The sequence below is a fragment of the Kitasatospora cinereorecta genome (assembly GCF_024172095.1).
Classification (GTDB): Bacteria; Actinomycetota; Actinomycetes; order Streptomycetales; family Streptomycetaceae; genus Kitasatospora; species Kitasatospora cinereorecta.
On record NZ_JAMZDX010000007.1, the window covers coordinates 40,232 to 65,039 of the forward strand.

The 24,808-nt window shown below is 72.4% G+C and carries 20 protein-coding genes and 1 pseudogene; 12 read left to right on the top strand and 9 right to left on the bottom strand.

From position 1 onward, the window contains the following. Window positions 1–62: 62 nt before the first annotated feature. The gene (locus FHR36_RS32940) at window positions 63–485 is read right to left on the bottom strand and encodes a DUF5994 family protein (RefSeq protein ID WP_308199709.1); all 423 of its coding nucleotides are present in this window, start codon (window positions 483–485) and stop codon (window positions 63–65) included. A 986-nt stretch (window positions 486–1,471) separates the two neighbouring features. Here FHR36_RS32940 and FHR36_RS32945 point away from each other — a divergent pair. The 3 genes and pseudogenes from FHR36_RS32945 to FHR36_RS32955 all read left to right on the top strand — a co-directional run. Then, window positions 1,472–1,716 (top strand): annotated as a pseudogene (locus tag FHR36_RS32945) (helix-turn-helix domain-containing protein); the annotation flags it as partial. 841 nt (window positions 1,717–2,557) lie between these two features. Beyond that, the gene (locus tag FHR36_RS32950) at window positions 2,558–4,918 is read left to right on the top strand and encodes an arylsulfatase (RefSeq protein WP_253803331.1); all 2,361 of its coding nucleotides are present in this window, start codon (window positions 2,558–2,560) and stop codon (window positions 4,916–4,918) included. An 89-nt stretch (window positions 4,919–5,007) separates the two neighbouring features. Continuing rightward, complete coding sequence (locus tag FHR36_RS32955; RefSeq protein WP_253803332.1) at window positions 5,008–5,328, top strand: hypothetical protein; 321 nt, start codon at window positions 5,008–5,010, stop codon at window positions 5,326–5,328. A gap of 595 nt (window positions 5,329–5,923) precedes the next feature. Here the strand turns inward: FHR36_RS32955 and FHR36_RS32960 are convergent. After that, window positions 5,924–6,733: an exodeoxyribonuclease III gene (locus FHR36_RS32960; protein WP_253803334.1), complete on the bottom strand. Its 810-nt coding sequence runs from the start codon at window positions 6,731–6,733 to the stop codon at window positions 5,924–5,926. Between the two features lie 191 nt (window positions 6,734–6,924). Here FHR36_RS32960 and FHR36_RS32965 point away from each other — a divergent pair, with 191 nt between their 5' ends. Continuing rightward, window positions 6,925–7,695 (top strand): GntR family transcriptional regulator, encoded by a 771-nt coding sequence (locus FHR36_RS32965; protein WP_253803336.1) that lies wholly within the window; start codon window positions 6,925–6,927, stop codon window positions 7,693–7,695. A 97-nt stretch (window positions 7,696–7,792) separates the two neighbouring features. Here FHR36_RS32965 and FHR36_RS32970 read toward each other — a convergent pair whose 3' ends face one another. Continuing rightward, the gene (locus tag FHR36_RS32970) at window positions 7,793–8,950 is read right to left on the bottom strand and encodes an ROK family protein (protein ID WP_253803338.1); all 1,158 of its coding nucleotides are present in this window, start codon (window positions 8,948–8,950) and stop codon (window positions 7,793–7,795) included. A 354-nt stretch (window positions 8,951–9,304) separates the two neighbouring features. Here FHR36_RS32970 and FHR36_RS32975 point away from each other — a divergent pair, with 354 nt between their 5' ends. From FHR36_RS32975 to FHR36_RS32985, 3 genes are all read left to right on the top strand, one after another. Further along, the gene (locus FHR36_RS32975; protein ID WP_253803340.1) at window positions 9,305–9,988 is read left to right on the top strand and encodes a class I SAM-dependent methyltransferase; all 684 of its coding nucleotides are present in this window, start codon (window positions 9,305–9,307) and stop codon (window positions 9,986–9,988) included. Window positions 9,989–10,049: 61 nt separating this feature from the next. After that, window positions 10,050–10,475, top strand: a complete 426-nt coding sequence (locus FHR36_RS32980; RefSeq protein WP_253803342.1) for a GNAT family N-acetyltransferase — start codon at window positions 10,050–10,052, stop codon at window positions 10,473–10,475. Then, window positions 10,472–11,050, top strand: coding sequence for a P-loop nucleotide/nucleoside kinase family protein (locus FHR36_RS32985; RefSeq protein WP_253803344.1), 579 nt, complete (start codon window positions 10,472–10,474; stop codon window positions 11,048–11,050). The genes FHR36_RS32980 and FHR36_RS32985 overlap by 4 nt, the downstream gene beginning before the upstream one ends. Window positions 11,051–11,055: 5 nt before the next feature. On the opposite strand, the gene FHR36_RS32990 is transcribed toward FHR36_RS32985, so the two are convergent. From FHR36_RS32990 to bioB, 5 genes are all read right to left on the bottom strand, one after another. Next, on the bottom strand, window positions 11,056–12,270 hold the full coding sequence (locus FHR36_RS32990; protein ID WP_253803346.1) for a saccharopine dehydrogenase family protein: 1,215 nt from the start codon (window positions 12,268–12,270) through the stop codon (window positions 11,056–11,058). A gap of 114 nt (window positions 12,271–12,384) precedes the next feature. Continuing rightward, the gene (locus tag FHR36_RS32995) at window positions 12,385–12,909 is read right to left on the bottom strand and encodes a cupredoxin domain-containing protein (RefSeq protein WP_253803348.1); all 525 of its coding nucleotides are present in this window, start codon (window positions 12,907–12,909) and stop codon (window positions 12,385–12,387) included. A 162-nt stretch (window positions 12,910–13,071) separates the two neighbouring features. Beyond that, window positions 13,072–13,803 carry a dethiobiotin synthase gene (bioD, locus tag FHR36_RS33000; RefSeq protein WP_253803350.1) on the bottom strand — a complete coding sequence of 244 codons (732 nt, stop codon included), beginning with the start codon at window positions 13,801–13,803 and terminating at the stop codon, window positions 13,072–13,074. A 250-nt stretch (window positions 13,804–14,053) separates the two neighbouring features. Continuing rightward, window positions 14,054–15,346, bottom strand: coding sequence for an adenosylmethionine--8-amino-7-oxononanoate transaminase (locus tag FHR36_RS33005; protein WP_253803352.1), 1,293 nt, complete (start codon window positions 15,344–15,346; stop codon window positions 14,054–14,056). Continuing rightward, window positions 15,346–16,590: a biotin synthase BioB gene (gene bioB / locus FHR36_RS33010; RefSeq protein ID WP_253803353.1), complete on the bottom strand. Its 1,245-nt coding sequence runs from the start codon at window positions 16,588–16,590 to the stop codon at window positions 15,346–15,348. The genes FHR36_RS33005 and bioB overlap by 1 nt, the downstream gene beginning before the upstream one ends. 167 nt (window positions 16,591–16,757) lie before the next feature. Between bioB and FHR36_RS33015 the strand changes: the two genes are divergently transcribed. After that, entirely contained in the window at window positions 16,758–17,453 is a 696-nt protein-coding gene (locus FHR36_RS33015) for a hypothetical protein (RefSeq protein ID WP_253803355.1), read from the top strand. Window positions 17,454–17,550: 97 nt separating this feature from the next. Here FHR36_RS33015 and FHR36_RS33020 read toward each other — a convergent pair whose 3' ends face one another. Further along, complete coding sequence (locus FHR36_RS33020; protein ID WP_301331053.1) at window positions 17,551–20,043, bottom strand: DEAD/DEAH box helicase; 2,493 nt, start codon at window positions 20,041–20,043, stop codon at window positions 17,551–17,553. Between the two features lie 123 nt (window positions 20,044–20,166). On the opposite strand from FHR36_RS33020, the gene FHR36_RS33025 reads away from it, so the two are divergent. The 4 genes from FHR36_RS33025 to FHR36_RS33040 all read left to right on the top strand — a co-directional run bounded on the left by FHR36_RS33025 (window position 20,167) and on the right by FHR36_RS33040 (window position 24,782). Beyond that, entirely contained in the window at window positions 20,167–21,363 is a 1,197-nt protein-coding gene (locus FHR36_RS33025; protein WP_301331033.1) for a sulfite oxidase, read from the top strand. 137 nt (window positions 21,364–21,500) lie between these two features. Further along, on the top strand, window positions 21,501–22,343 hold the full coding sequence (locus tag FHR36_RS33030) for a nitrilase-related carbon-nitrogen hydrolase (RefSeq protein WP_253803359.1): 843 nt from the start codon (window positions 21,501–21,503) through the stop codon (window positions 22,341–22,343). Window positions 22,344–22,354: 11 nt separating this feature from the next. Next, the gene (gene hydA / locus FHR36_RS33035) at window positions 22,355–23,758 is read left to right on the top strand and encodes a dihydropyrimidinase (protein WP_253803361.1); all 1,404 of its coding nucleotides are present in this window, start codon (window positions 22,355–22,357) and stop codon (window positions 23,756–23,758) included. A 7-nt stretch (window positions 23,759–23,765) separates the two neighbouring features. Beyond that, window positions 23,766–24,782 (top strand): TIGR03842 family LLM class F420-dependent oxidoreductase, encoded by a 1,017-nt coding sequence (locus FHR36_RS33040; protein ID WP_253803363.1) that lies wholly within the window; start codon window positions 23,766–23,768, stop codon window positions 24,780–24,782. The last annotated feature ends 26 nt before the right edge of the window (window positions 24,783–24,808 follow it).

A 24,808-nucleotide genomic window follows, 5' to 3' on the forward strand; every position in this document is an offset into this window, starting at 1 on the left:
TCCGGGGTGCAGTCGGGCGCGGCTGGCGGCGAACGGCAGGATGTCGTCTGCCGAGATCGTCGTCATCCGCCGGCCCGCGGGTCCGCGGTCGGCGCACCCGCAGCTGTGAGGAGGTCGGTGCCGGTGCGGGTGTTGGCCGGGTCTGACGCCGCCGTCATCAGCCACTCGGCGGCGGAGGCCTCGGTCTCGGGGGGAATCACCAGGAGCTCGATACGCAGCGGGATGAAGGAGCACACCATCACCTCGTCCGCATCCTGTTCCTGTTCGAACCATCCGACGTGGATGACGTGGCCTTCGACCGGGACCCGCCGGGGGATGACCGGCCAATGCGTCGGATTCACGGTGACGCGGGTGATCTTCCCCCAGTTGGGGTCCAGTGCTGCCGCCAGCGGGGGGAGTTCGCGCAGGAGGTCGTGCGAGCGGGGCCACCAGGCTCCGTCCAGTCGTCCCGGGGTGGCGCCCTCCGGTGTCAGTGAGAGGCGCACCGGGGGCTCCGGCCCGGGTGGCTGGGCAGCGGTGGGATCGGAAGCCGCGGTCATGTCGAACACCCGCCTGGGCTCGTTGGTGTGGACGGCCTGGTGCCGGCGCCTGGCACTGCAGGAATCCCGCAGGCCGTTGACGGTGAGTAATTCCACCGTACTCCGGCCGGGCCGGCCTCCGAGCGAGGAAGGGAGCGGTCGGTGGGTTGCTGCCGGCCGGGCTGCGTCGCTGTGAAGGCCGGATCGGCGAGCTTCGGCGCATCTCGTGGGCCCGGTCCAGGATCCGCCCCAGCGGCCGATCACCGAATCCTTCCGACCGGTCCGCGGCCGGTCCGCGGTATCTCCCGCGCGAAATCCGCCATGAGCACCTCGGTTCCTGCAGCAGTCCTTTTCCCTGAGCAGGCTCCCTGCCTGGCCTCCCCACGGACCGGCGCACGCCTCAACGGCATTTCCCTGTCCCGGCCTGACACCGGCTCTCACCCGCGACACCTCAGCCAGGGTGGGTTCTGCCGCTGTGGAGTGCAGCCAAAGTATCTGTCGGATGACTTTTCTGGCCAAACACGAGGAAGTAGTCGTTTTTGAAGAGATTTATGTGCATGGGGGCTCGAATTCCGGTGGTGCGGAGTATTCTGGGAAGTGCCGGGAGAAGTTACCGGTAGGACGATCGCGAGGAGGCGAATATGCGGATCAGTGAGGCAGGATTCCTGACTCTGCAACTCGTGATCGCAAAAATGCCCACCCTTTTCGGCGGGAAGATCATGGGGTGACGGGCGCTGGGGGTGTGGATTCAGATCCTGTCGTCCCGGTCGGTGTTACGTTTGCGCAGGCCGGAAAGGCCACCTCCGCAGTGATGCGGGGGTGGCATTTTGTGGGGCGGGTGAGTGCAATGGTTCGTAGGGGGCATGGAGTCTCCCATCGCTGCTGACTTTCGGTGGTCGATGCAGGATTGCTTGGACCTGGAAGCCGAGCATGCGCTCGTTGAATAGGTCACCATGCCGATCGTGGCCCGCGAGGGTGGCCGCCGATACAAGCTGCGACCCTCCCAGCGAGCCCTGGTCGCGCTGGTGTACCTGTGGAAGCACGACACCCTCGCCCAGATCGCCGCCGGCTTCGCCATCAGCGTCGGCACCGCCCACGCCTACGTCCACCAGGTCACCGAGCTGCCCGCCCGCGAGGCACCCGGCCTGACCGAGGCCCTGCGCGACGCCGACCCGGATTCCTCCTGGTCGACGGCACCCGCTCCGCTACCCCGTCGAACGCGGCGTAGCCGCCGTGAAGCGATGGAGGATCTTCCGCCACGCCCGCTGCAGTCCGAACTGGCTGACGCCGGCAGCCAAGGCGGGTCCTTACCCTGGAGCTGCATCGCTGAAAAGGCGCACTGGTTTGGGTCGTGGTGAGGTCCGGAGCGCGACCAGGGCCTCCTGTAGGGAGACGGCGGGGAAGGGCTGTGAAGGGCTTCGAAACGGCGGGCGACGAGGAGGGGAAGGCGTAGCACGAGCCAGCCGCGGCCCGGGCGGCTCGCCCCAAGGGCGCAACCCCGGGTGCGCCTTCAGGCGCGTTGCGTATCCAATGGGCGGTGAGCGGCGGTTTCGCCGCGACCGTCCCCGGGAGTGCCATGAGTACGTCGCGCGAGCCGCCTTCGTCCGGGCCACCCGATGGGCCGCCTACCGGCGGTGGATCACCCTCGGTGTTCTGCTGATTCCCGTCCTGGTGCTCGCGCTGTGGAGCCACCCGATGGTGCTGACCGCCCTGCTCCTGGTGCTCATCCTGCTCGCGGCACTCGCCGTGCTCGCGCTGCTGGTGGCGACCGGGCGGGCAGCCAGCAGAGTCCAGGGCCCGGACAGGCCGAGGGGGAGTAGCCGGGAGCGGCCACCGCGACCGGGCGCCGCACCTCACGCCGGCGAAGCCTGCCGCAGTGGCCATTCGCGTGGAGAAGCCCGGGTCGAATCCCGGCCGACGGTCGACGACAGGGGCCCTGCCCGGCCATTTCGATCGCACTCTGCGTCGGTGTGAGGCCCTGTGGAGACCCGCACACAAACATCACCGGTGCTCGCGCCGATGACGGGACGGAGAACGAAATGACGCAGGCACCGTGGAGTGAGTACCGGCCGGGCCAGCAGTTCCCCGGGGTGGTGGGTCGGACGACCGAGGAGTCGAGTCCGGCCTGGCCGCGACCGGTGCGGGCGGCGGCGGGTGCGCCGAACGTGCTGTTCATCGTGTTCGACGACACCGGGTTCGGCCAGTTCGGCTGCTACGGCAGCCCGATCGAGACGCCGAATCTGGACGCGCTGGCCGCGGGCGGTCTGCTGTACAGCAACATGCACACCACCGCGCTGTGTTCGCCGTCGCGCTCGTGCATCATGACGGGCCGCAACCACCACGCCAACGGCATGGCGGCGATCACGGAGCTGGCCACCGGCTATCCGGGCTACAACGGGCAGATCCCGTTCGAGAACGGGTTCCTGTCGGAGATGTTGCTGCAGCACGGCTACAACACGTACATGGTCGGCAAGTGGCACCTGATGCCCTCGGAGCAGGAGTCGGCCGCGGGCCCGTACGACCGGTGGCCGCTGGGGCGGGGCTTCGAGCGGTTCTACGGGTTCCTGGGCGGGGATTCCAGCCAGTGGTACCCGGACCTGGTGTACGACAACCACCAGGTGGAGCCGCCGGCCACGCCGGAGGAGGGCTACCACCTGACGGAGGACCTGGTCGGGCGGGCGATGTCGTTCATCGCCGATGCCAAGCAGGTCGCCCCGGACAAGCCGTTCTTCCTGAACCTGTGCCCCGGCGCCACCCATGCCCCGCACCATGTGCCGAAGGAGTGGGCGGACCGCTACCGGGGCCGGTTCGACGACGGCTGGGAGGCCTACCGCGAGCGGACCTTTGCTCGGCAGAAGGAGCTCGGCGTGGTGCCGGCGGACGCGCAGCTGTCCCCGCACGATCCGGACGTGCCCGCGTGGGAGTCGCTCACGCCCGAGGCGCGGCGGTTGGCCGCGCGGATGATGGAGGTCTACGCCGGCTTCCTCTCCCACACCGACCACCACATCGGGCGGTTGGTGGAGTTCCTGAAGGAGACCGGCGAGTTCGACAACACGCTGATCATGGTGGTCTCCGACAACGGGGCGAGCGCCGAGGGCGGAGTGACCGGAACCACCAACGAGCTGCAGTTCTTCAACAACGCGCCCGAGACGTTGGAGGAGAGCCTGGCGCGGATCGAGGAGATCGGCGGCCCGGAGACGTTCAACCACTATCCGTGGGGCTGGACGTGGGCGGGCAACACCCCGTTCCGCCGGTGGAAGCGGGAGACCTACCGCGGCGGCGTCAGCGACCCGTTCCTCGTCCACTGGCCCGCCGGCATCCGCGCCCGCGGTGAGGTCCGCGACCAGTTCGCGCACATCATCGACATGCTCCCCACCGTCCTGGACGTGCTCGGCATCGAGCCGCCAGCGACCATTCGGGGTGTCACCCAGTCGCCCCTGCACGGGGTCAGCTTCGCCCACACTTTCGACGACGCCGGTGCGGCGACCCGTCACCGTACCCAGTACTACGAGATGCTCGGGCACCGGGCGATCGACCACGACGGCTGGCGGGCGGTCTGCCCCTGGCCCGGCCCCTCCTTCGAGGAGGCCGAGCGGCCCTTCGGCACCCCGATCACCATGGCCGACCTCGACGACCTCGACGCCCACCACTGGGAGCTCTACCACGTCGACGAGGACATCGCCGAGACCAGGAACCTCGCCCAGGAACAGCGCAGCAAACTGATCGAAATGATCGCGCTGTGGTACGTGGAGGCGGGCAGGTACAACGTGATGCCGATCGACGGCAGCGTCCTGCAGCGCATCATGACCGAGCGCCCGCAGATCACCGAGGCTCGCACCAGCTACACCTTCCGTCCCGGCACGCAGACCCTGCCGGCCGCGGTCGCGCCCCGGCTCCTCAACCGCCCGCACAGCGTCACCGCCGACGTCGAGATCCCGCCCGGCGGCGCGGAGGGCGTCCTGCTCTGCCAGGGCACCAACGCCGGCGGCTGGTCCCTCTACCTCAAGAACGGCCACCTCCACTACGCCCACAACTACGTCCAGCGGACCCTGCACCACGTGGCCTCCAGCGAGGGCGTGCCCGACGGGCGGCACACCCTGCGCTTCGAGTTCGAGCCCACCGGCGCCCCGGACATCGCCCATGGCAAGGGCGCACCCGGCCGGGCCCAGCTGTACATCGACGGCCGCCTCGTCGGCGAGACCGACATGCCGGTCACCACCCCGATCGCCTTCAACCCCGGCGGCATGGCCTGCGGCGCCAACCCCGGCTCGGCCGTCAGCCCCGACTACCAGGCACCGTTCCGCTTCACCGGCACCCTCCACAGCGTCACCGTCGACCTGTCCGGCGACCTGATCGTCGACGCAGGCAGCGAGATGCGCATGCACATGGCCCGCCAGTAGGCGACCCGCCGACTGGGCCCGTCGTCCCGGCGGCGTTGGTCACCGGGCCGCCGCCGGCCAGGGCGAGCAGGCCGAGCGAGGATCCGGACTTGTTGACGGTGGCGGCCTGTCCGCCGGTCGCGGCGTTGTCCGGGTTGTCGTCGGCGACGTTGGGCCAGGTGAAGGCGAATCCGGAGGAGTTGAACGTCGAGCCGGAAGCGATGCCGGCGGCCGCCAGGGTGTTGGACGACAGCGTCGAGCCGCTGCCGTCGAGTCCCGGGCCGACGCTGGCGGGCGTCCCGTTGGAGTCGCCGGTGATCCCGACGCAGTTGTACGCGGACGCGACGGACCGGACGAGCATCGCGGCGACGCCCCACCGCTGGGAGGTGTGCCCGGTCGAGTCGGTGACGGTCAGCGGGATTCTGGCCTGACCGGTCGGTGTGGCCGGGCTCGAGAAGCCGGGCGACAAGCTCCGGCGGGATTGCAACTCGACCGTGTCCGGGCCCGGTCGTCACGATCGGAAGCGTCCACGACTACGCACCACAGCCCTCGCGCACGACATCCTGCCGATACCCCGGTCCGGCTCGAAGCGCCACGTCGTCACCGACGCAGGTGCCGGTGTCGACCAGGTCGGGCCCGGTGGCGTTCGCGGGCGTCACCCGCCGCCAACCGGGCCGGATCCGGCTGTCCCTGGTGCTCTTTCGCCCGCCGTCCTGGCGATGGTCCTTGTTGAGCTCGACGAGATGGCTCCACCGCGGCCGGAGCCCATGTACTGCTCTGCGATCACCCCCACGCCGCGCTGCGCGGTGGGGGCGGTGTTGGCAGCCTGGACTGAGGCCGGCCGATCCGACTTCCTACAAATCGAGTCGTTTCCTGGTCCGCCGGCTGGCCTCTCGAGTTCAAACGGTGCTACCTCCGCCGCGTGGTGGGCGGTGCAGTGATGGGCGGCTGAACGCCCCGATTCTGCGCAGAGAACAGGTGACTGTGACCGAGGTCCTCGCCAGGTCATTTCATCTTCCGTCCGCGTTAAAGGAGTTGGCCGCGATCGAAGACCGCCGTGACGGGGGCGTGGTCGGACCAGCGTTCGGCGTGGGTGGCGGCGCGCTCGACGTGGGCGTCGGTGCAGCGGGCGGCGAGGCCCGGGGTGGCGAGCTGGTAGTCGATGCGCCAGCCGGCGTCGTTGTCGAAGGCGCGGCCGCGGTAGGACCACCAGGAGTAGGGGCCCTCCTGGTCGGGGTTGAGTCGGCGGACGACGTCGACGTAGCCGGCCTCGTCGAGGACGCGGGTGAACCAGGCGCGCTCCTCGGGGAGGAAGCCGGCCTTCTTCTGGTTGGCCCTCCAGTTCTTGAGGTCGGCCTCGCGGTGGGCGATGTTCCAGTCGCCGCAGACGACGACCTCGCGGCCCTCCGCGGCGGAGCGGGCGCGCAGCTCGGTGAGGTGGACGATGAATTCCGCCATGAAGCGTTCCTTCTCGTCCTGGCGCTCGGTGCCGACCTCGCCGGAGGGGAGGTAGAGGCTGGCCACCGTCAGTCCGGGGAGGTCGATTTCGGCATACCTGCCCGAATTGTCGAATTCCGCCGAGCCGAACCCGATCGCGGTCCGCTCCGGCTCGCGCCGGGAGAGCACGGCGACGCCCGCGCGCCCCTTCGCCGCGGCCGGCGCCCAGACGGCGTGCCAGCCGTCCAGCTCGCGCAGCACCTCGGGGAACTGGTCGACCTCGGCGCGCACCTCCTGGAGGCACACCACCTCGGCCTTGGTGTCGGCCATCCACTCCAGGAAGCCCTTCTTGGCGGCGGCGCGGATGCCGTTGACGTTGGCGCTCGAGATGACGGTCACCGGGAGAGGGTACCCGGCGGCGGGAGCGACCCCGGGCCGCGCGGTGGCGTCATTGGTCTTGACCATCTCCCGACGCACCCCCTAGGGTCGCCTTACTGCAAAGACCTTTAATAAAGAAGGACGGATAAAGCCCGCCCTCCCCACCTGCCGAAACGGGGGAGCCGGGTGCCGCCTTCAGGGTGGAGGACACGGTGGGGCAAGGACAGCTCTCAGCGGTGCCGGAGCCGAAGTACTGGCATCTGCGTACGGTGCTGGTGCGCACCATCGACGCCGAGTTCTCCACCGGTCAGATCCTGCCGAACGAGCGTGAGCTCGCCGCCCGCTTCGGCGTGGCCCGGGCCACCCTCCGCCAGGCCCTCGACCAGCTGGAGCTGGAGGGCCGCCTGGTGCGTCGCCGCGGCATCGGCACGCTGATCGCCGCGCCGCGCGTCGGCGTCCCGGTCAACGGGCGCGAGGAGGGCTGGCCGGGCTCCGGACGCAGCCAGGCGTGGCGCATCGTCGACTGCGTCACCGCCCCCGCCACCGCCCAGCTGGCCCGCGTCCTCGGCGTGGCCGAGGGCGAGGCGGTGCACACCGTACGGCGGCTGCGCCTGGTGCAGGGCATCGCGATGGCCACCGAGTCGCTGCACGTCCCGGCCGCGGCGCTGCCGCACGTGGCCGGCTTCGCCGCCGAGAGCGACCGCGCCCGCGGTGTGCTCCGCCAGATCGAGCGGCTCGGCATCGACGGCGAGTCCCGCTCGGTCGAGCTGGGCGTCGCCGAGGCCGAGCAGGCCGCCCTGCTGGAGCGCCCGCCGGGCACCCCGGTGCTGGTCGTGACCACCCAGTACGCCGCCGCCGGGAAGCTCGCCGCGGTGGCCGTCTCCACCTACCGCGCCGACACCTGCAAGCTCACCTTCGGGGAGGCCGGTCTGGTGGAGGTCACCCCGGTCCAGGCCGGGAGCCCGGTGCGCTCCGCCTCCTGACCGACGACGCGAACAAGGGCCCGCACGAGAGGATCGTGCGGGCCCTTCGGCGTACCACCACCGAACCGGCGTACCACCACCGGACCGGCGGGGGCGGTCACCGGGCGGGGGGCGGGTCGACGGTGAAGAGCTGCTCCTCGACGTGGTCCAGACCAACGCGGAGGGCGCCCATGGCGACGACCTCGCTGCCGAGGGCGGCGAGGGCGACCTCGGGGGCGCGGAGGGTGTAGAGGGAGAGCTGTTCGCGCAGCGGTTCGAGGACGCCGTCGAGGCCGGCGGCCCAGCCGCCGACCACGACGAGTTCGGGGTCGAGGGCGAGGACCAGCGCGGTGACGTCGTGGACGAGGCGGCGCAGGAAGCGGTCGGTGGCGACCCGGGCGACCTCGTCGCCCTCGCGGGCGAGCCGCAGGACGCGGGCGACGGCGGCCTCGTCCAGCGGGTCGAGGGGCTTGCCGGTGGTCGAGAGCAGCCGCTCGGGGGTGGCCTCCTGGCCGAGCAGGTGCAGGGCGCCGATCTCGCCGGCGGCGCCGCCGAAACCGCGGTGCAGCCGGCCGCCGATGAGGGAGCCGGCGCCGGGGCTGAGTCCGGCCATCACGAACACCACGTCGCCCTTGCCGACCGCGGCGCCCTTCCAGTGCTCGGCGATGGCGGCGAGGTTGGCGTCGTTCTCGATGACGACGGGGCAGCGGAAGGAGCGGCGGAGCCGGGCGCCGAGGTCGAGGCCGGTCCAGCCGGGCATGGCGGTGCCGAGGCGGACGGTCCCGTCCCGGTCGACGATGCCGGGGGTGCCGACGGCGACCGACCACAGGCTGTCCCGGGAGACGCCCGCCTTGCGCAGGACCTCGGCGACGGTGGAGCGGACGACACCGAGGCGTTCCTCGGCGTCGAGGGTCTCGTCGGCCTCCTTGGCGTGGGTGGCGAGCACGTCGCCGGCCAGGTCGGCCAGGATGACCCGGATGTCGTGCACCCCGACCTCGATGCCGAGCACGTGTCCGGCCTCCGCGCGGAAGCGGAACCAGCGCGCCGGGCGTCCGCGTTGGCGGCCGGCCTCCTGCTGGGCCGGTTCGACCTCGGCGACCAGTCCGGACTCCACCAGCCCCTCGATCACGCCTTCGACGGTCGGCCGGGACAGGCCGGTGTCCCCGACGAGCTGGGTGAGCGTGACCGACTGGCCGTCACGCAGCGCCCGCAGGGTCACCGCCGCGTTGATCCTGCGCAGGAGCGAGGAGTCCCCTCCGGTGAGCCGATCCGCCAAGTCGCTGCCTTCCGCCGTCGCGCGACGTCCGTGGCGCGCGGTGCCGTGTGCACGGGCCCGCCGGGACGGCGTCGCCGCCGGCCGGCCCGGGAGTGGTGGCCCGTTCCGGGGCACGGCACGGTGCCGCGTCGCGACCCGGGGGCGTCAGCCGGATCGTACTCGGGCGCCCCCGCGGCCGCGAGCATCTCCGCAGCTCATCACGGCTTCGGTATCGAACCGGTACGTGATCCGTGATCACGCGGTGACGCGCGGGCGTCGAAGCGCCGACGCCTCGCGCGGCGGCGGCCGACCGGGTCCTGCGACGCGAGGCCTGGGCGGACACCGGCACCGGTCCGTCCGCTCTATGCTGCGGGCATGCCGAACTCGACGACCGTCCGTCAGCCGGCCGCGCCCACCGGCGCGGACACCGCCTTCGTACGGGAGCACACCAGCCCGGCGCCCGTACCGTCCGTGCCGGAGGTCCGGCTGCACATGGCCGAGGACGCCATCGCGCTGTGGGAGACCACCGAGTCGGCACGCGGCGAGATCGGGCTGCCGCCGCCGTTCTGGGCGTTCGCCTGGGCGGGCGGGGTGGCGGTGGCCCGGTACGTACTGGACCACCCGGAGACGGTGGCCGGGAAGTCCGTCCTCGACCTGGCCGCCGGGTCGGGCCTGGTCGGCATCGCGGCCGCGCTGCGCGGCGCCGCGTCCGTACGGGCCGCCGAGATCGACGCGTACGCGGTGGCGGCGATCGAGGTGAACGCGGTGGCGAACGGCGTCCGGGTGGACGCGGCGGTCGAGGACCTGCTGGACGGCGACGGCGCCCCGGCGCAGGTGGTGCTCGCCGGCGACGTGTTCTACGAACGGGCGATGGCCGCACGCTTCCTGCCCTTCCTGGAGCGGGCCAGGGCCCGCGGCGCCCGGGTGATCGTCGGCGACCCCGGCCGCAAGTACCTGCCGCGCGAACGCTTCACCGCGCTGGCCGCGCACGAGGTGCCGGTGGTCGCCGACCTGGAGGACACCGCGCTGAAGACAACCACCGTCTGGGAACTGCTCTGAGCAGGTGTCCGCGGGCCGGAATTCCCGGCGCCGGCTGCGCCCCCGCTGCTAGACAGGCCCGATGAACGATCTTGTGATCCGTACCGCGACCGTCGACGAGATCCCCGCGCTGCTGGCGTTCTGGGCCGGGGCCGCCGAGGGCGCCAGCATCACCGACGACCCCGACGGCCTCGCCCGGCTGATCACCCGCGACCCGGAGGCGCTGATCGTCGCCGAGCGCGGCGGCCGGATCGCGGGCACCGTGATCGCCGGCTACGACGGCTGGCGCTGCCACCTCTACCGGCTCGCCGTCGACCCGGAGCAGCGCCGCCGGGGCATCGCCCGCAGCCTGCTCGACGCCGCCCACGAGCGCTTCGTCCGCCTCGGCGGGCGCCGGGCCGACGCGATGGTCCTCGACCACAACGAACTCGGGCAGAGCGCCTGGCTCGCCGCCGGTTACGGCCGCGAGGAGCAGTGGCGCCGCTGGGTCAGGCCGCTCGACGCATGACCGGGACCGACGTCGGCGGTGCGACCGGGCGCCCCGGCCTGCTCGTCGTCAGCGGGCCGCCGGGGGCGGGCAAGACGACGCTGGCGCACGCGCTCGCCGAGGCGCTCGGCCGGCCGCTGGTCTGCCGGGACGAGCTCAAGGAACGGATGGCCGCTGAGGCCTCGGGCCTGACGGACGACCTGGACCGCGAGGCGTACCGGGAGTTCTTCCGGATGCTCCGTGAGCTGCTGGAGTCGCAGACGGGCGTGGTTGCCGAGGCCGCCTTCCAGGACCGGCTGTGGCGTCCCGGCCTGGCGCCGCTGCTGGACCTGTGCGACCTGCGGGTGGTGCGCTGTCTCGTCGACCCCGAGGTGGCCCGGCAGCGCATCGCCCGGCGGGCCGTGGAGGATCCGGCGCGGGCCGTCCACGCCGACGCCGAGCTGTTGCGCCGCATCGACGGGGGCGAGCGGCCGATCGAGTCGTGGGTCCCGATCGCGCTCGACGCGCCGTGCCTGACGGTGGACACCACCCGGAGGTGGGAGCCCTCGTTGGCACGGATCGTCGAGTTCGCGGCGCGGGTTGGAGCCGCCGGGTAGCCGGGTCAGGAGCGGCGGCGCGGGCCGGGGGCATCGGTGGGCGGGGTGTCGAGGACGGTGAACGAGATGCCCGCCTTGCTCAGACGGTCGATCAGGGCCGGTCCCATGGCGGCGGCGGTGGTGAGCTGGCCGGCGGTGGGCGGCAGTTCGTCGAAGGCGAGGCAGAGCGCGCTCTCGGAGAGGATCTTGGCGGTTTCGCCGTAGCCCGGGTCGCCGCCGGAGACCTCGGTGACCACGCGCTGCCCGTCGCTCTCACCGACGAACCTGACGGTGAACCAGGACCGCGCCCGCAGCTCCTCGCTCGGCCCCTGGCCCGGACGGTGCAGCGCGGACATCGCCCGCCGCAGCGGCGGCAGCTGGGCGGCGAGGGCGACCACCGCCAGCCCGGCGGTGACCGCGACCGCCACCGGCAGCCACTTGACGGCGGCGTAGTGCCCGTAGCGGAAGTCCGGTCCGTACGCGGGGAGGGCCGCCGCCGAGCGGGCGACGATCTGCGGGTCGACGGCCGGCATCGGCAGCACCCACGCGCGGGCGTCCCGGGAGCGGCGCGGCGGGCCGAAGACCACGGCCGCCCGCCGGTCGGCCGGCCGGGGCTCGACCGCCTGCCGTTCCCGGGCGGCTCGCAGCATCGCCCGGGGGCGGGAGAAGGCCAGGAGGACGGACGCGAAGGTGCCGCCGGAGATCGACCCGCCCGCCCGGACGAACCCCTGCACCGACATCGGCGAACCGGGCGGCAGCTGACCGACCGTGAACAGCGCACCCAGGTCCGCCGGGACCGAGTCGAAGCCGCACGCGTGCACCAGCCGGGCGCCGGTCTCCACCGCCCGGGCGTGGTGGCGGACGTACATCAGGTCGATGAACTCCGGTTCGCCGGTGAGGTCCACGTAGTCCGTCCCGGCGTCCGCGCAGGCCGCGACCAGCGGCTCGCCGTGGTGGAGGTACGGGCCGACCGTGGTGATCACCACCCGGGTCGACGCCGCCACCTCGCGCAGCGACACCGGGTCGGCGGCGTCCGCCCGCAGCAGCGGCAGCTCCGCGCACGCCGGGTCGATGGCCGCCAGGCGGGCGCGCAGCTGCTCCAGCTTCGCCGGGTTGCGGCCCGCCACCGCCCAGCGGCAGCCGGCCGGCACGTTGCGGGCCAGGTACTCGGCGGTCAGCCCGCCGGTGAACCCGGTGGCACCGAACAGGACGAGGTCGTACGGGCGGGGCTGCGCGGGCATGCCGGTTCCCTACTGGGCTGCTGGGCTACTGGGCGGTAATGAGGTGGATGCCCACGCTAGAGAGCCGCTCGCGACGGTGTCAACGGGTTGCCCGTACGACCGGTCGGGAGATGGTCAGGACACGGTCAGCGTGCCGGTCATGTTCGGGTGGATGGTGCATTTGAACGGGTACGGGCCGGACTTCGCCGGGGCCGTGATGCTCGTCGACTGGCCGGGCGCGAGCGTGCCGGTGTCGAAGGCGCCGCTGGTGGTGGAGGTGAGGGTGTGCGCGGTCGAGTCCTGGTTGGTCACGGTGACCTTGGCGCCCGGCGCGACGGTGAACGTCGACGGATGGAAGGCGAAGTCCTTGATGATGACCACCATCGCCGGGCCACCGCTCGCGGAGCCGGACGCCGATCCTGAGGGGGAGCCGGAGGCCGAGGCGGAGCCCGAACCGGACGGTGATGCGGAGGCCGCAGGCGACGCGGAGCCGGTGGCCGCCGGGGACGGGCTGGTGGTGGCGGCCGGAGACGTCGTGGTCGACGTGCTCTTGCTGCTGGAGCACGCCGCCAGCAGCGCCGCGACCGCCGCACCGCCCGCACCGCGCAGCAACTGCCGCCGGGTCGGAGCCGAGACCGTACCGAGGTGCCGCTCGCCCATCAACGCCCCATCTCTCTCACCCGCCCGACCGACCGGGCGGCCGAGGGACAGACTGGGCCATGACGAGCCCCGGCCGGGGGCGCACACGCCCGGTCCGGGCGGTGAGTCACCCGGACGGGTGCGGTGGCGGTGGCTCAGGGGAGCGGGCTCAGGTAGGCGGGCTCAGGGAAGCGGGGCGAAACGGGCGGCGAAGGCGTCAGCGTCCCACGTGCCGCCGAGTGCGGGGGCGAGCGACGCCCGCGCGATCGTGCGGAAGGGTTCGCCGCCCTCGGCGGCGGCCCCGTGCGGGAGGGCACCGAGCAGCGGCACCCCGGCGACGTCCGGGAGATCGGCGAGGTTGCAGCGGGCGGCCAGATCGGGGTCGGCCGGCCAGGAACCGATCACGATGCCGCGCGCGGACAGGCCGCGGGCCCGCAGCGCCTCCATGGTGAGTGCGGTGGTGTTCAGTGTGCCGAGACCGGCCGCGACCACCACCAGGACCTCGGCCGCCACCCCCAGGGCGGCCGTCGCCAGCGCCGCGTCGGCGAGGGTGTGCCCCTGCTCGTCGTAGCGGACCAGCAGGCCGCCCGCCCCCTCGGCGAGCACCGTGTCGTGACGCTCCGCCAGCTCGGCGACCGCCTCCGCGACCTGCTTCGGGCCGACCGTCGGCATCCCCGCACGGCGGGCGGCCGTGTCCGGCGCCAGCGGCTCCGGGTAGCGCGCCAGCTCCGCCGTCGCCACCTGCGGCCCCGCCAGGCGGACGACCTCCGCCGCGTCGCCGGGCTCGCCCGGCGCGACACCGGTCTGGCCCGGCTTCAGCACCGCCACCCGGGGCCCCGCCAGGGCGGCCACGGCGGCGGTCACCACGGTCTTGCCGACCTCGGTGCCGGTGCCGGTGACGAACAGGACGGTCATCTTGGGTTCCTTCACAAGTGCGGTTGACAACAGCAGGGGCGCGGGGAACTGCGCGAAGCGGAGGGACGCGGGCGGATACTCCGGAACGTTGCCGGGTGCACCGGCTGCCCTGCCGCTACGCGCAGTTCTCCGCGCCCGTGGGGTTCACGTGAATTTCGCGGTCACGGGCGGACACTCCGGAACGTTGCCGGGTGCACCGGCTGCCCTGCCGCTGCGCGCAGTTCCCCGCGCCCCTGGGGTTCACCTTGGTTTACGAGGTCTGGGCTGCGGCCAGGACGCCCTCGCAGATGCGGGCGACGTCCGCGTCCTCGGTGATGTACGGCGGCATGGTGTAGATCAGGTCGCGGAACGGCCGCAACCACACCCCGGCCTCCGCGGCCGCCGCCGTGGCGGCCCGCATGTCGACGGGGTGGTCGAGCTGCACCACGCCGATCGCGCCGAGCACCCGGACGTCCCGGACGCCGGGGAGGTCGGCGGCGGCCGCGAGGCCGTCCCGCAGGCCGGTTTCGATGCGCTTGATGTCGACCTGCCAGTCCTGGCGGAGCAGGAGGTCGAGGGAGGCGTTGGCGACGGCGGCGGCGAGCGGGTTGCCCATGAAGGTGGGGCCGTGGGCGAGGACGGGGAGCCGGCCGCGGCTGATGCCGTCGGCGACGCGCGGGGTGCAGAGGGTGGCGGCCATGGTGAGGTAGCCGCCGGTGAGGGCCTTGCCGAGGCAGAGGACGTCGGGGGAGAGGCCGGCGTGGTCGGCGGCGAAGAGTTCGCCGGTGCGGCCGAAGCCGGTGGCGATCTCGTCGAAGACGAGCAGGACGTCGTGCCGGTCGCACAGTTCGCGCAGCAGCCGCAGGTACGCGGGGGAGTGGAAGCGCATGCCGCCGGCGCCCTGGACGACGGGTTCGACGATGACGGCGGCCAGCTCGTCGGCGTGACGTTCGATCAGGTCGGCGAGGTGGTCGGCGTACGCCGGGTCGAGCGGGGCGTCGAAGCCGGCGGGGGGCTCGTCGGCGAAGAGCTGCTGGGGCAGGACGCCGGTCCACAGGGCGTGCATGCCGCCGTCGGGGTCGCAGACGGACATCGGGTGGAAGGTGTCGCCGTGGTAGCCGCCGCGCCAGGTGAGCAGGCGGCGCTTGGCCGGGCGGCCGAGCGACTGCCAGTACTGGAGGCACATCTTGACGGCGACCTCGACGGAGACCGAGCCGGAGTCGGCGAGGAAGACGTGCTGCAGCGGTTCGGGGGTGATCTCGACCAGCCGGGCGGCGAGGCGGACGGCGGGCTCGTGGGTGAGCCCGCCGAACATCACGTGGCTCATCCGGCCGAGCTGGGCGCGGACCGCCTCGTCCAGCTCGGGGTGGCCGTACCCGTGGATGGCGGCCCACCAGGAGGACATGCCGTCCACGAGTTCGCGGTGCCCGGCGACCGGCTCGGCGAGCCGGAGCCGGACACCGGAGGCGGACTCGACCACGAACGGCTCCACGGCGCCGGGCATCGGCGCGTACGGGTGCCAGACGTGGGCGCGGTCCAGGTCGAGCAGGGTGCGGGTGTCCATCAGGCGTTGGGGGCCAGCTCGGTGCCGGCGCCGCGGCGGCGCACCCGGACCAGGTCGGTGCGGGCGTCGTCGGTGAGCGCCTCCTCGGCGGCGTCGACCACCTCGGCGGCCTCGGCGACCGCAGCGGTGTCCGCGTCCGCGTGCCCGCCGCAGACGGAACCGCAGCCGCCACCGCCGCAGGCGTGCCCGTCGCCCTCGGCGCTGTCGCCGCAGACCGAGCCGCAGCCGCCGGCGGCCGCCGCGCGGTCGGCGGGCAGGGTGCGCTCGTCGGCGCCCTCGATCTCGAACCCGGCGTCCTTGATCATGTCGAGGTCGGCCTGGCCGGCCTGGCCCTCGCTGGTCAGGTAGTCGCCGAGGAAGATGGAGTTGGCGATGTGCAGGCCGAGCGGCTGCATGCTGCGCAGGTGGACCTCGCGGCCGCCGGCGATCCGGACCTCGACGTCGGGGCAGACGAAGCGGACCATGGCGAGGATGCGCAGGCAGCGCTGCGGGGTGAGGTTCCACTCCTTGGCGAGCGGGGTGCCCTCGAACGGGATGAGGAAGTTGACCGGCACCGAGTCGGAGCCGAGGTCGCGCAGCGCGAAGACCACGTCGACCAGGTCCTCGTCGCTCTCGCCCATGCCGGCGATCAGGCCGGAGCAGGCGGAAAGGCCCGCGCCGTGCGCCTTGGTGACGGTGTCCACCCGGTCCGCGTAGGTGTGGGTGGTGGTGATGTCGCCGTACGTGGCCTCGGAGGTGTTGAGGTTGTGGTTGTAGGCGTCGGCGCCGGCCGCCTTCAGCCGCTCGGCCTGGTTGTCGGAGAGCAGGCCGAGGCAGGCGCACACCTCGACCTTCTCGTCCGCGTCCTTGATGGCGGCGATGGTGTCGGCGACCCGGTCGATGTCACGGTCCGTCGGGCCGCGGCCGCTGGCGACCAGGCAGACCCGCTTGGCGCCGCCCGCCACACCGGCGGCGGCGGCCTCGGCGGCCTGCTCGGGCTTCAGCCAGGTGTACTTGAGGATCTCCGCCTTCGAGCCGAGGCGCTGCGAGCAGTAGTTGCAGTCCTCCGGGCAGAGGCCGCTCTTCAGGTTGACCAGGTAGTTGAGCTTGACCCGCCGGCCGAACCACTGACGGCGGACCCGCCCGGCGGCCGCGACCACGTCGAGCAGCTCGTCGTCGGTGGTGGCGAGGACGGCCAGGGCCTCCTCGCGGGTGGGGAGTTCCCGGCGCAGGCCCTTGGCGGTGAGGGTGTCGAGCAGATCCATGCGCCTGATCCTGCCCGGCTGGCCTCGACTTTCGCCAGAGGGAACCGACCAGAAGATCCGCGCGAAGGTGTGCGAGTTGTCACAGTGTCGCCGCTCTGGGTAGTGGCGCAGGTCACGTGCGCCCCCAGCGGAGGGATCCGTCGGATCAGATGCTTACAATCTGCGCCATGACCACTCGTCGCCCTGGGCGGCACCGGATAGCCGTCTGGTGCGCCGTCGCAGGCGTGGCCGCGGGCGGTGCCTGGGCGGTCTCCCGGCCGAACCCGGGGGACCTGCTGCCCGGCCTCGGGCCCACCAGCACCACGCCGTCCGCCGCCGCGCCCGCCTCCGGCGCGCCCGATCTCCAGGCGCTGACGGAGGCTCAGGCGTTCACCGCCGAGCGCTACTTCCCGGCCCAGCGCGCCGTCGACCAGGACGGCTACAAGGCCCGCCGCACCGCCGCCCACCAGGGCGGCGACTGCGTCGAGACGCAGGCCGACCGGGCCCACGACGCGCTCAAGGACCTGGGCTGCCAGGGCTACGTCGCCGTCGCGTTCACCCGGACCGACCAGCCGGTGGTCACCAGCGTGACCGTGCTGCGGTTCGCCGACGCGGGCGCCGCGGGCAAGGCGGAGCAGGCGCTCGGCGACAAGGTGCCGAGCTTCCTGTTCACCCTTCCGGACGGTTCGCCCGTCCCGGCCGCCACCCCGAGCAGCACCGCCAAGCCGATGCAGGCGGCGAAGCTCGCCCTGGCCGGGCACTACCTGACCGTCACCGTCTCCCGCTACGCCGACCAGCGCACCGGTGCCACGCCCGACCAGGCGCTGGTGGAGTCGACCCGGGCCGCCGCGTACACCGCCCGGGTGCCGTTCGTCTGGATGTGAGCACCCGGCCGTGAGCACCCGGCCGTTCGTCCGGATGTGAGCACCCGGCCCCTCGTCAGGCCGAGGGGCCGGCCGTGTCGGCCGGCCCCGGACGGGCTCAGAGGCGGTTGACCCCGGTGACCTTCAGGACCGCGCGGCCCTCCTCGTCCGACCCGTAGAGGTCGACCTCGGCGCTGATGCCCCAGTCGTGGTCGCCCGCCGGGTCGTCGAAGATCTGCCGGACCCGCCACAGGCCCTCGTCCTCGACCTCCTCGATGAGCAGCATCTTCGGCCCGCGCGCGTTCGGCCCGGTGGAGAGGTCGTCGTACTCCTCCCAGTAGCCGTCCATCGCGTCGGCCCAGCGGTCGCCGTCCCAGCCGTACTCGCCGTCCAGCTCGCCGAGTTCGTCGTAGTGCTCGAGGGCGGCCAGCTCGACCCGGCGGAACAGCTCGTTGCGCACCAGCACCCGGAACGCCCGGGCGTTGGCGGTCACCGGCGCCGGCTTGTCGTCCAGGCGGACCTCGCCCGCCTCCGGCTCGGTCGGGTTGGCCAGCGCCTCCCACTCGTCCAGCAGCGAGGAGTCGACCTGGCGGACCAGCTCGCCGAGCCAGGCGATGACGTCCTTCAGGTCGTCGCTCTTCAGGTCGTCCGGGACGGTCTGCTCCAGCGCCTTGTACGCGCCCGCCAGGTAGCGCAGCACGATGCCCTCGGTGCGGGCCAGGTCGTAGAAGCCGACGTAGTCGGTGAAGGTCATCGCCCGCTCGTACAGGTCGCGGACCACCGACTTCGGCTGCAGCGGGTGGTCGCCGATCCACGGGTGCGCCCGCCGGTAGACCTCGTACGCGTGGCCGAGCAGCTCCTCCAGCGGCTTCGGGTAGGTGATCTCCTGGAGCCGCTCCATCCGCTCCTCGTACTCGATGCCGTCGCGCTTCATCTCGGCGACGGCCTCGCCTCGGGCCTTGTTCTCCTGCGAGGCGAGGATCTGCCGCGGGTCGTCCAGGGTCGCCTCGACCACCGAGACCACGTCGAGCGCGTACGACGGCGACTCGGGGTCGAGCACGTCGAAGGCGGCCAGCGCGAAGGTCGACAGCGGCTGGTTGAGGGCGAAGTTCTCCTGGAGGTCGAGGGTGAGGCGCACGGTGCGGCCCTCGGAGTCCGGCTCGGCCAGCTTCTCCACCACGCCGCCCTGGAGCAGCGAGCGGAAGATGGCGATCGCCGAGCGGATGTGCCGGCGCTGCGCCGGGCGTTCCTCGTGGTTGTCGGTGAGCAGCTTGCGCATCGCCTCGAACGGGTCGCCGGGGCGGCCGATCACCGACAGCAGCATGGCGTGGCTGACCTTGAAGCGGGAGACCAGCGGCTCCGGGTCGGCCGCGATCAGGCGCTCGAAGGTTTCCTCGGACCAGCCGACGAAGCCCTCCGGTGCCTTCTTGCGGACCACCTTGCGCTTCTTCTTCGGGTCGTCGCCGGCCTTGGCGAGCATCTTGTCGTTCTCCACCACGTGCTCGGGCGCCTGCGCGACGACCTGGCCGACGGTGTCGAACCCGGCCCGTCCGGCGCGGCCGGCGATCTGGTGGAACTCGCGGGCCCGCAGCACCCGCACCCGCTGGCCGTCGTACTTGGACAGCGCGGTGAACAGCACCGTGCGGATCGGCACGTTCACGCCGACGCCGAGGGTGTCGGTGCCGCAGATCACCTTCAGCAGGCCGGCCTGGGCGAGGCGCTCGACCAGCCGCCGGTACTTGGGCAGCATGCCGGCGTGGTGCACGCCGATGCCGTGCCGGACGTACCGGGACAGGTTGCGGCCGAATTTGGTGGTGAACCGGAAGTTGCCGATCAGCTCGGCGATGGCGTCCTTCTCCGCCTTCGAGCACATGTTGATGCTCATCAGCGACTGGGCCCGCTCCACCGCCTCCTTCTGGGTGAAGTGCACGACGTAGACCGGCGCCTGACCGGTCTGCAGCAGCTCCTCCAGGGTGTCGTGCAGGGTGGTGCGCCGGTACTCGTAGAACAGCGGGACCGGGCGGGTCGCCGAGCGGACCACGGTGGTCGGGCGGCCGGTGCGCCGGGTCAGGTCCTCCTCGAAGCGGCGGACGTCGCCGAGGGTGGCCGACATCAGCAGGAACTGCGCCTGCGGCAGCTCCAGCAGCGGGATCTGCCAGGCCCAGCCGCGGTCCGGCTCGGCGTAGAAGTGGAACTCGTCCATCACGACCTGGCCGATGTCGGCCCGCGGGCCGTCGTGCAGCGCGATCTGCGCCAGCACCTCGGCGGTGCAGCAGATGATCGGCGCGGTCGGGTTCACCGAGGCGTCGCCGGTCATCATGCCGACCTGTTCGGTGCCGAAGATCTTGCACAGGTCGAAGAACTTCTCCGACACCAGCGCCTTGATCGGCGCGGTGTAGAAGGTCCGCTTGCCCTCGGCCAGCGCGGAGAAGTGCGCACCCGCCGCGACCAGCGACTTCCCGGAGCCGGTCGGGGTCGCCAGGATCACGTTGTTCCCGGAGACCAGCTCGATCAGCGCCTCCTCCTGGGCGGGGTAGAGGGCGATGCCGCGCTCCGACGCCCACTCGGCGAAGGTCTCGAACAGCGAGTCGGGCGTGGCGGGCTTGGGCATCAGGTCCAGGAGGGTCACGTCGCTATCTTGCCTGCTGACGGTGATCACGGGCAAAGAACAGCTGTCCGGGGCCGCCCCGCCCCCCGGATGCCTGCCCCCGCCGCCCGGGCCGATACTGCAGACATGGACGGCTCCACCGCTGCCACGGACCGCTCCGCCGCCGGCCCCGCCGCCGCGCACGGCCCCGCCGCCGCGCACGGCCCCGCCGCCGCGCACGGCCCCGCCGAGGGCATCAGCCTCCCGGCCCGGATCGCCGAGCCCGGCGAGGCCATCACCCTGGACGAGCTGCGCCTGGCCGGCCGCAACCACGCCCTGCCCCTGGAAGCGCTGCGCCACGACCTCACCCCGGTCGGCCTGCACTACCTGCTGGTCCACTACGACATCCCCGACCTCGACCCGGCCGGCTTCCGGCTGACCGTCGACGGCGCGGTCGAGCGGCCGCTCACCGTCGACCTGGCCGCCCTGCGGGCCGGCCCCCGGGCCGCGCACACCGTCACCCTGGAATGCGCCGGCAACGGCCGGGCCCTGCTGGAGCCCCGCCCGCTCAGCCAGCCCTGGCTGGACGGCGCCGTCGGCACCGCCCGCTGGGAGGGCACCCCGCTGGCCCCCCTGCTGCGCGCCGCCGGCCTGCGCCCCGGCGCCGTCGAGGTCGCCTTCCTCGGCGCCGACCACGGCATCGAACGCGGCGTCGAACAGGACTACACCCGCGCCCTGCCGCTGGCCGAGGCGCTGCGCCCCGACACCCTGCTCGCCGACACCATGAACGGCGCCCCGCTGCCACCCCAGCACGGCGCCCCGCTGCGCCTGATCGCCCCCGGCTGGTACGGCATGGCCCAGGTGAAGTGGCTGCGCCGGATCACCGTCCTCGACCGTCCCTTCGACGGCTTCCAGAACGCCGTCGCCTACCGCCTCAAGCGCGACGTGGACGACATCGGGGAACCGGTCACCCGGATCCGCCCGCGCGCCCTGATGACCCCGCCCGGCTTCCCCGACTTCATGAGCCGCACCCGGGTCGTCGACACCGGCGAGCAGCTGCTCACCGGCCGGGCCTGGTCCGGCGGGGCACCGGTCGCCCGGGTCGAGGTCAGCTGCGACGCCGGCGCGACCTGGGCCGACGCCGAGCTCGGCGAACCGCTCGACCGCTACGCCTGGCTGCCCTGGCGCCACCACTGGAGCGCCGACCGGCCCGGCCCGCACCAATTGCGCGTCCGCGCCACCGACGCGGCCGGCGCCGTCCAGCCCGCCGACCAGGACTGGAACCGCCAGGGCATGGCCAACAACGCCGTCCAGCGGGTCGACGTGCTCGTGCGCAGCTCATAGCGCGGACGATGGGTGGAGGGTGATTCGCGGCGCAACGCAAATTGTCCGAGGCCGTTACAGCGTGGCACTCCGCCTGGCTGGGCAGAACTCCTAGTCTCGACGGGTCGACAGCGCCTTTCCGCGAGGAGTTGAGTGCCATGCCGCGTGTGGTTCGTGCCGCCCTTTTCCAGACCGCGTGGACGGGCAAGAAGGAAACGATGATCGACGCCCACGAGCGGGCGGCCCGCGACGCCGCCGCCCAGGGCGCACAGATCATCGGCTTCCAGGAGGTCTTCAACGCGCCGTACTTCTGCCAGGTGCAGGAGCCCGAGCACTACTCCTGGGCCGAGCCGGTGCCGGACGGCCCGACCGTCCAGCGGATGCGCGCCCTCGCCCGCGAGCTGGGCCTGGTCATCGTGGTGCCGGTGTACGAGATCGAGCAGTCCGGCTTCTACTACAACACCGCCGCCGTCATCGACGCCGACGGCACCTACCTCGGCAAGTACCGCAAGCACCACATCCCGCAGGTCAAGGGCTTCTGGGAGAAGTACTACTTCAAGCCCGGCAACGTCGGCTGGCCGGTCTTCGACACCGCCGTCGGCAAGGTCGGCGTGTACATCTGCTACGACCGGCACTTCCCCGAGGGCTGGCGCGCCCTCGGCCTGGCCGGCGCCGAGATCGTCTACAACCCCTCCGCCACCAGCCGCGGCCTGTCCGCGTACCTGTGGCAGCTGGAGCAGCCCGCCGCCGCCGTCGCCAACGAGTACTACATCGCCGCGATCAACCGGGTCGGCGTCGAGGAGTACGGCGACAACGACTTCTACGGCACCAGCTACTTCGTCGACCCGCGCGGACAGTTCGTCGGCGAGGTCGCCTCCGACAAGAACGAGGAGCTGGTCGTCCGCGACCTCGACCTCGACGTGATCGAGCAGGTCCGCCAGCAGTGGGCGTTCTACCGCGACCGCCGCCCGGACGCCTACGGCCCGCTCACCGGGGCCTGAGAGGAGCACCCGTGACCCGCACCGTGATCCGCGGCGGCCTGGTGGTCACCGCCGCCGAGGAGATGCACGCGGACGTACTGATCGAGGGCGAGCGCGTGGTCGCCCTCGCCGCCTTCGGCACCTCCGCCGCCGAGGGCTGGACCGCCGACCGGGAGATCGACGCCCGCGGGCTGTACGTCATCCCGGGCGGCGTCGACGCCCACACCCACATGGAACTGCCGTTCGGCGGCACCTCCGCCTCCGACACCTTCGAGACCGGCACCCGGGCCGCCGCCTGGGGCGGCACCACCACCATCGTCGACTTCGCCGTGCAGAGCGTCGGCGCCGCCCTGCGCGAGGGCCTGGACGCCTGGCACGAGAAGGCCCAGGGCAACTGCGCGGTCGACTACGGCTTCCACATGATCCTCGCCGACGTCAACGAGTCCAGCCTCAAGGAGATGGACCTGCTGGTCGCCGAGGGCGTCACCTCCTTCAAGCTGTTCATGGCCTACCCCGGCGTGTTCTACAGCGACGACGGCCGGATCCTGCGCGCCATGCAGCGCGGCGCCGACAACGGCGGGCTGGTCATGATGCACGCCGAGAACGGCATCGCCATCGACGTCCTGGTCGAACAGGCGCTCGCCGAGGGCAAGACCGACCCCCGCTACCACGGCGAGGTCCGCCGCGAACTGCTGGAGGCCGAGGCCACCCACCGCGCGATCAAGCTCGCCCAGGTGGCCGGCTCCCCGCTGTACGTCGTCCACGTCTCGGCCGCCTCCGCCGTCGCCGAACTCGCCGCCGCCCGCGACCAAGGGCTGCCCGTCTTCGGCGAGACCTGCCCGCAGTACCTGTTCCTGTCCACCGACAACCTGGCCGAGCCCGGGTTCGAGGGCGCCAAGTACGTCTGCTCCACCCCGCTGCGCCCCAAGGAGCACCAGGCGGCCCTCTGGCGCGGCCTGCGCACCAACGACCTCCAGGTGGTCTCCACCGACCACTGCCCGTTCTGCTTCGTCGGCCAGAAGGACCTCGGCCGCGGCGACTTCTCCAAGATCCCCAACGGCCTGCCCGGCGTGGAGAACCGGATGGACCTGCTCCACCAGGCCGTCGTCGACGGGCACATCACCCGCCGCCGCTGGATCGAGATCGCCTGCGCCACCCCAGCCCGGATGTTCGGGCTCTACCCGCGCAAGGGCACCATCGCCCCCGGCTCCGACGCCGACATCGTCCTCTACGACCCGACGGCCACCCAGACCATCTCCGCCGACACCCACCACATGAACGTCGACTACTCGGCGTACGAGGGCAAGGAGATCACCGGGAAGGTCCGCACCGTCCTCTCCCGGGGCACGGTGGTCGTCGACGGCGGCACCTACCACGGCCGCCCCGGCCACGGCCGCTTCCAGCCGCGCGCCACCTGCCAGTACCTCGACCGCTAGGAGCCCTGTGGACATCGGCCTCGTCCTCCAGACCGACCCGCCCGCCCGCCTGCTCATCGACCGGATGAAGCGCGCCGAAGCGGCCGGCTTCACCCACGGGTGGACCTTCGACTCCGTGGTGCTCTGGCAGGAGCCCTTCGTCATCTACAGCCGGATCCTCGCCGAGACCACCCGGCTGCACGTCGGCCCGATGGTGACCAACCCGGCCACCCGCACCTGGGAGGTCACCGCCTCCCTGTTCGCCACCCTCAACGACATGTACGGCAACCGCACCGTCTGCGGCATCGGCCGCGGCGACTCCGCCCAGCGCGTCGCCGGCCGCCGCCCCGCCACCCTCGACCACCTCGGCCAGGCGATGCACGCCATCAAGGAGCTCGCCGAGGGCCGCACCGTCGAGATCGACGGCACCGAGATGCACCTGCCCTGGGTCCGGCCCGGGGCCGAACTGCCCATCTGGATGGGCGCGTACGGCCCCAAGGCGCTCGCCCTGACCGGCCGCCAGGCCGACGGCTTCATCCTCCAACTGGCCGACCCGTTCCTCACCGAATGGATGGTCAAAGCCGTCCGCTCCGCCGCCGCCGAGGCCGGCCGCGACCCCGCGAGCGTCACCGTCTGCGTCGCCGCCCCCGCCTACGTCACCGCCGACGACTCGCCCGAGGCCCTCGCCCACGCCCGCGAGCAGTGCCGCTGGTTCGGCGGCATGGTCGGCAACCACGTCGCCGACCTGGTCTCCCGCTACGGCGAACACTCCGGCCTCGTCCCCGACGCCCTCACCGCCTACATCAAGGACCGCCAGGGCTACGACTACAGCCACCACGGCCGCGCCGGAAACCCCGACACCGCGTTCGTGCCCGACGAGATCGTCGACCGGTTCTGCCTCATCGGACCGGTCGAGGCCCAGCTCGCCAAGCTCAACGAGCTGCGCTCCCTCGGCGTCGACCAGTTCGCCGTCTACGCCATGCACGACGCCGTCGAGTCGACCATCGACGCCTACGGCGAGAGCGTCATCCCGGCACTGACCTGAACCATCTCCGCACCATCTCCGCCCGG

Excerpts from the sequence above, each read along its gene's own strand:
- FHR36_RS33025 (WP_301331033.1), top strand. The coding sequence starts at position 20,167 with ATGGACGGCTCCACCGCTGCCACGGACCGCTCCGCCGCCGGCCCCGCC.
- FHR36_RS33015 (WP_253803355.1), top strand. The coding sequence starts at position 16,758 with ATGACCACTCGTCGCCCTGGGCGGCACCGGATAGCCGTCTGGTGCGCC.
- FHR36_RS33020 (WP_301331053.1), bottom strand. The coding sequence starts at position 20,043 with ATGCCCAAGCCCGCCACGCCCGACTCGCTGTTCGAGACCTTCGCCGAG.
- FHR36_RS32990 (WP_253803346.1), bottom strand. The coding sequence starts at position 12,270 with ATGCCCGCGCAGCCCCGCCCGTACGACCTCGTCCTGTTCGGTGCCACC.
- FHR36_RS32980 (WP_253803342.1), top strand. The coding sequence starts at position 10,050 with ATGAACGATCTTGTGATCCGTACCGCGACCGTCGACGAGATCCCCGCG.
- bioD (WP_253803350.1), bottom strand. The coding sequence starts at position 13,803 with ATGACCGTCCTGTTCGTCACCGGCACCGGCACCGAGGTCGGCAAGACC.
- bioB (WP_253803353.1), bottom strand. The coding sequence starts at position 16,590 with ATGGATCTGCTCGACACCCTCACCGCCAAGGGCCTGCGCCGGGAACTC.
- FHR36_RS32950 (WP_253803331.1), top strand. The coding sequence starts at position 2,558 with ATGACGCAGGCACCGTGGAGTGAGTACCGGCCGGGCCAGCAGTTCCCC.
- FHR36_RS32985 (WP_253803344.1), top strand. The coding sequence starts at position 10,472 with ATGACCGGGACCGACGTCGGCGGTGCGACCGGGCGCCCCGGCCTGCTC.
- FHR36_RS33005 (WP_253803352.1), bottom strand. The coding sequence starts at position 15,346 with ATGGACACCCGCACCCTGCTCGACCTGGACCGCGCCCACGTCTGGCAC.
- FHR36_RS32995 (WP_253803348.1), bottom strand. The coding sequence starts at position 12,909 with ATGGGCGAGCGGCACCTCGGTACGGTCTCGGCTCCGACCCGGCGGCAG.
- FHR36_RS33030 (WP_253803359.1), top strand. The coding sequence starts at position 21,501 with ATGCCGCGTGTGGTTCGTGCCGCCCTTTTCCAGACCGCGTGGACGGGC.
- FHR36_RS32975 (WP_253803340.1), top strand. The coding sequence starts at position 9,305 with ATGCCGAACTCGACGACCGTCCGTCAGCCGGCCGCGCCCACCGGCGCG.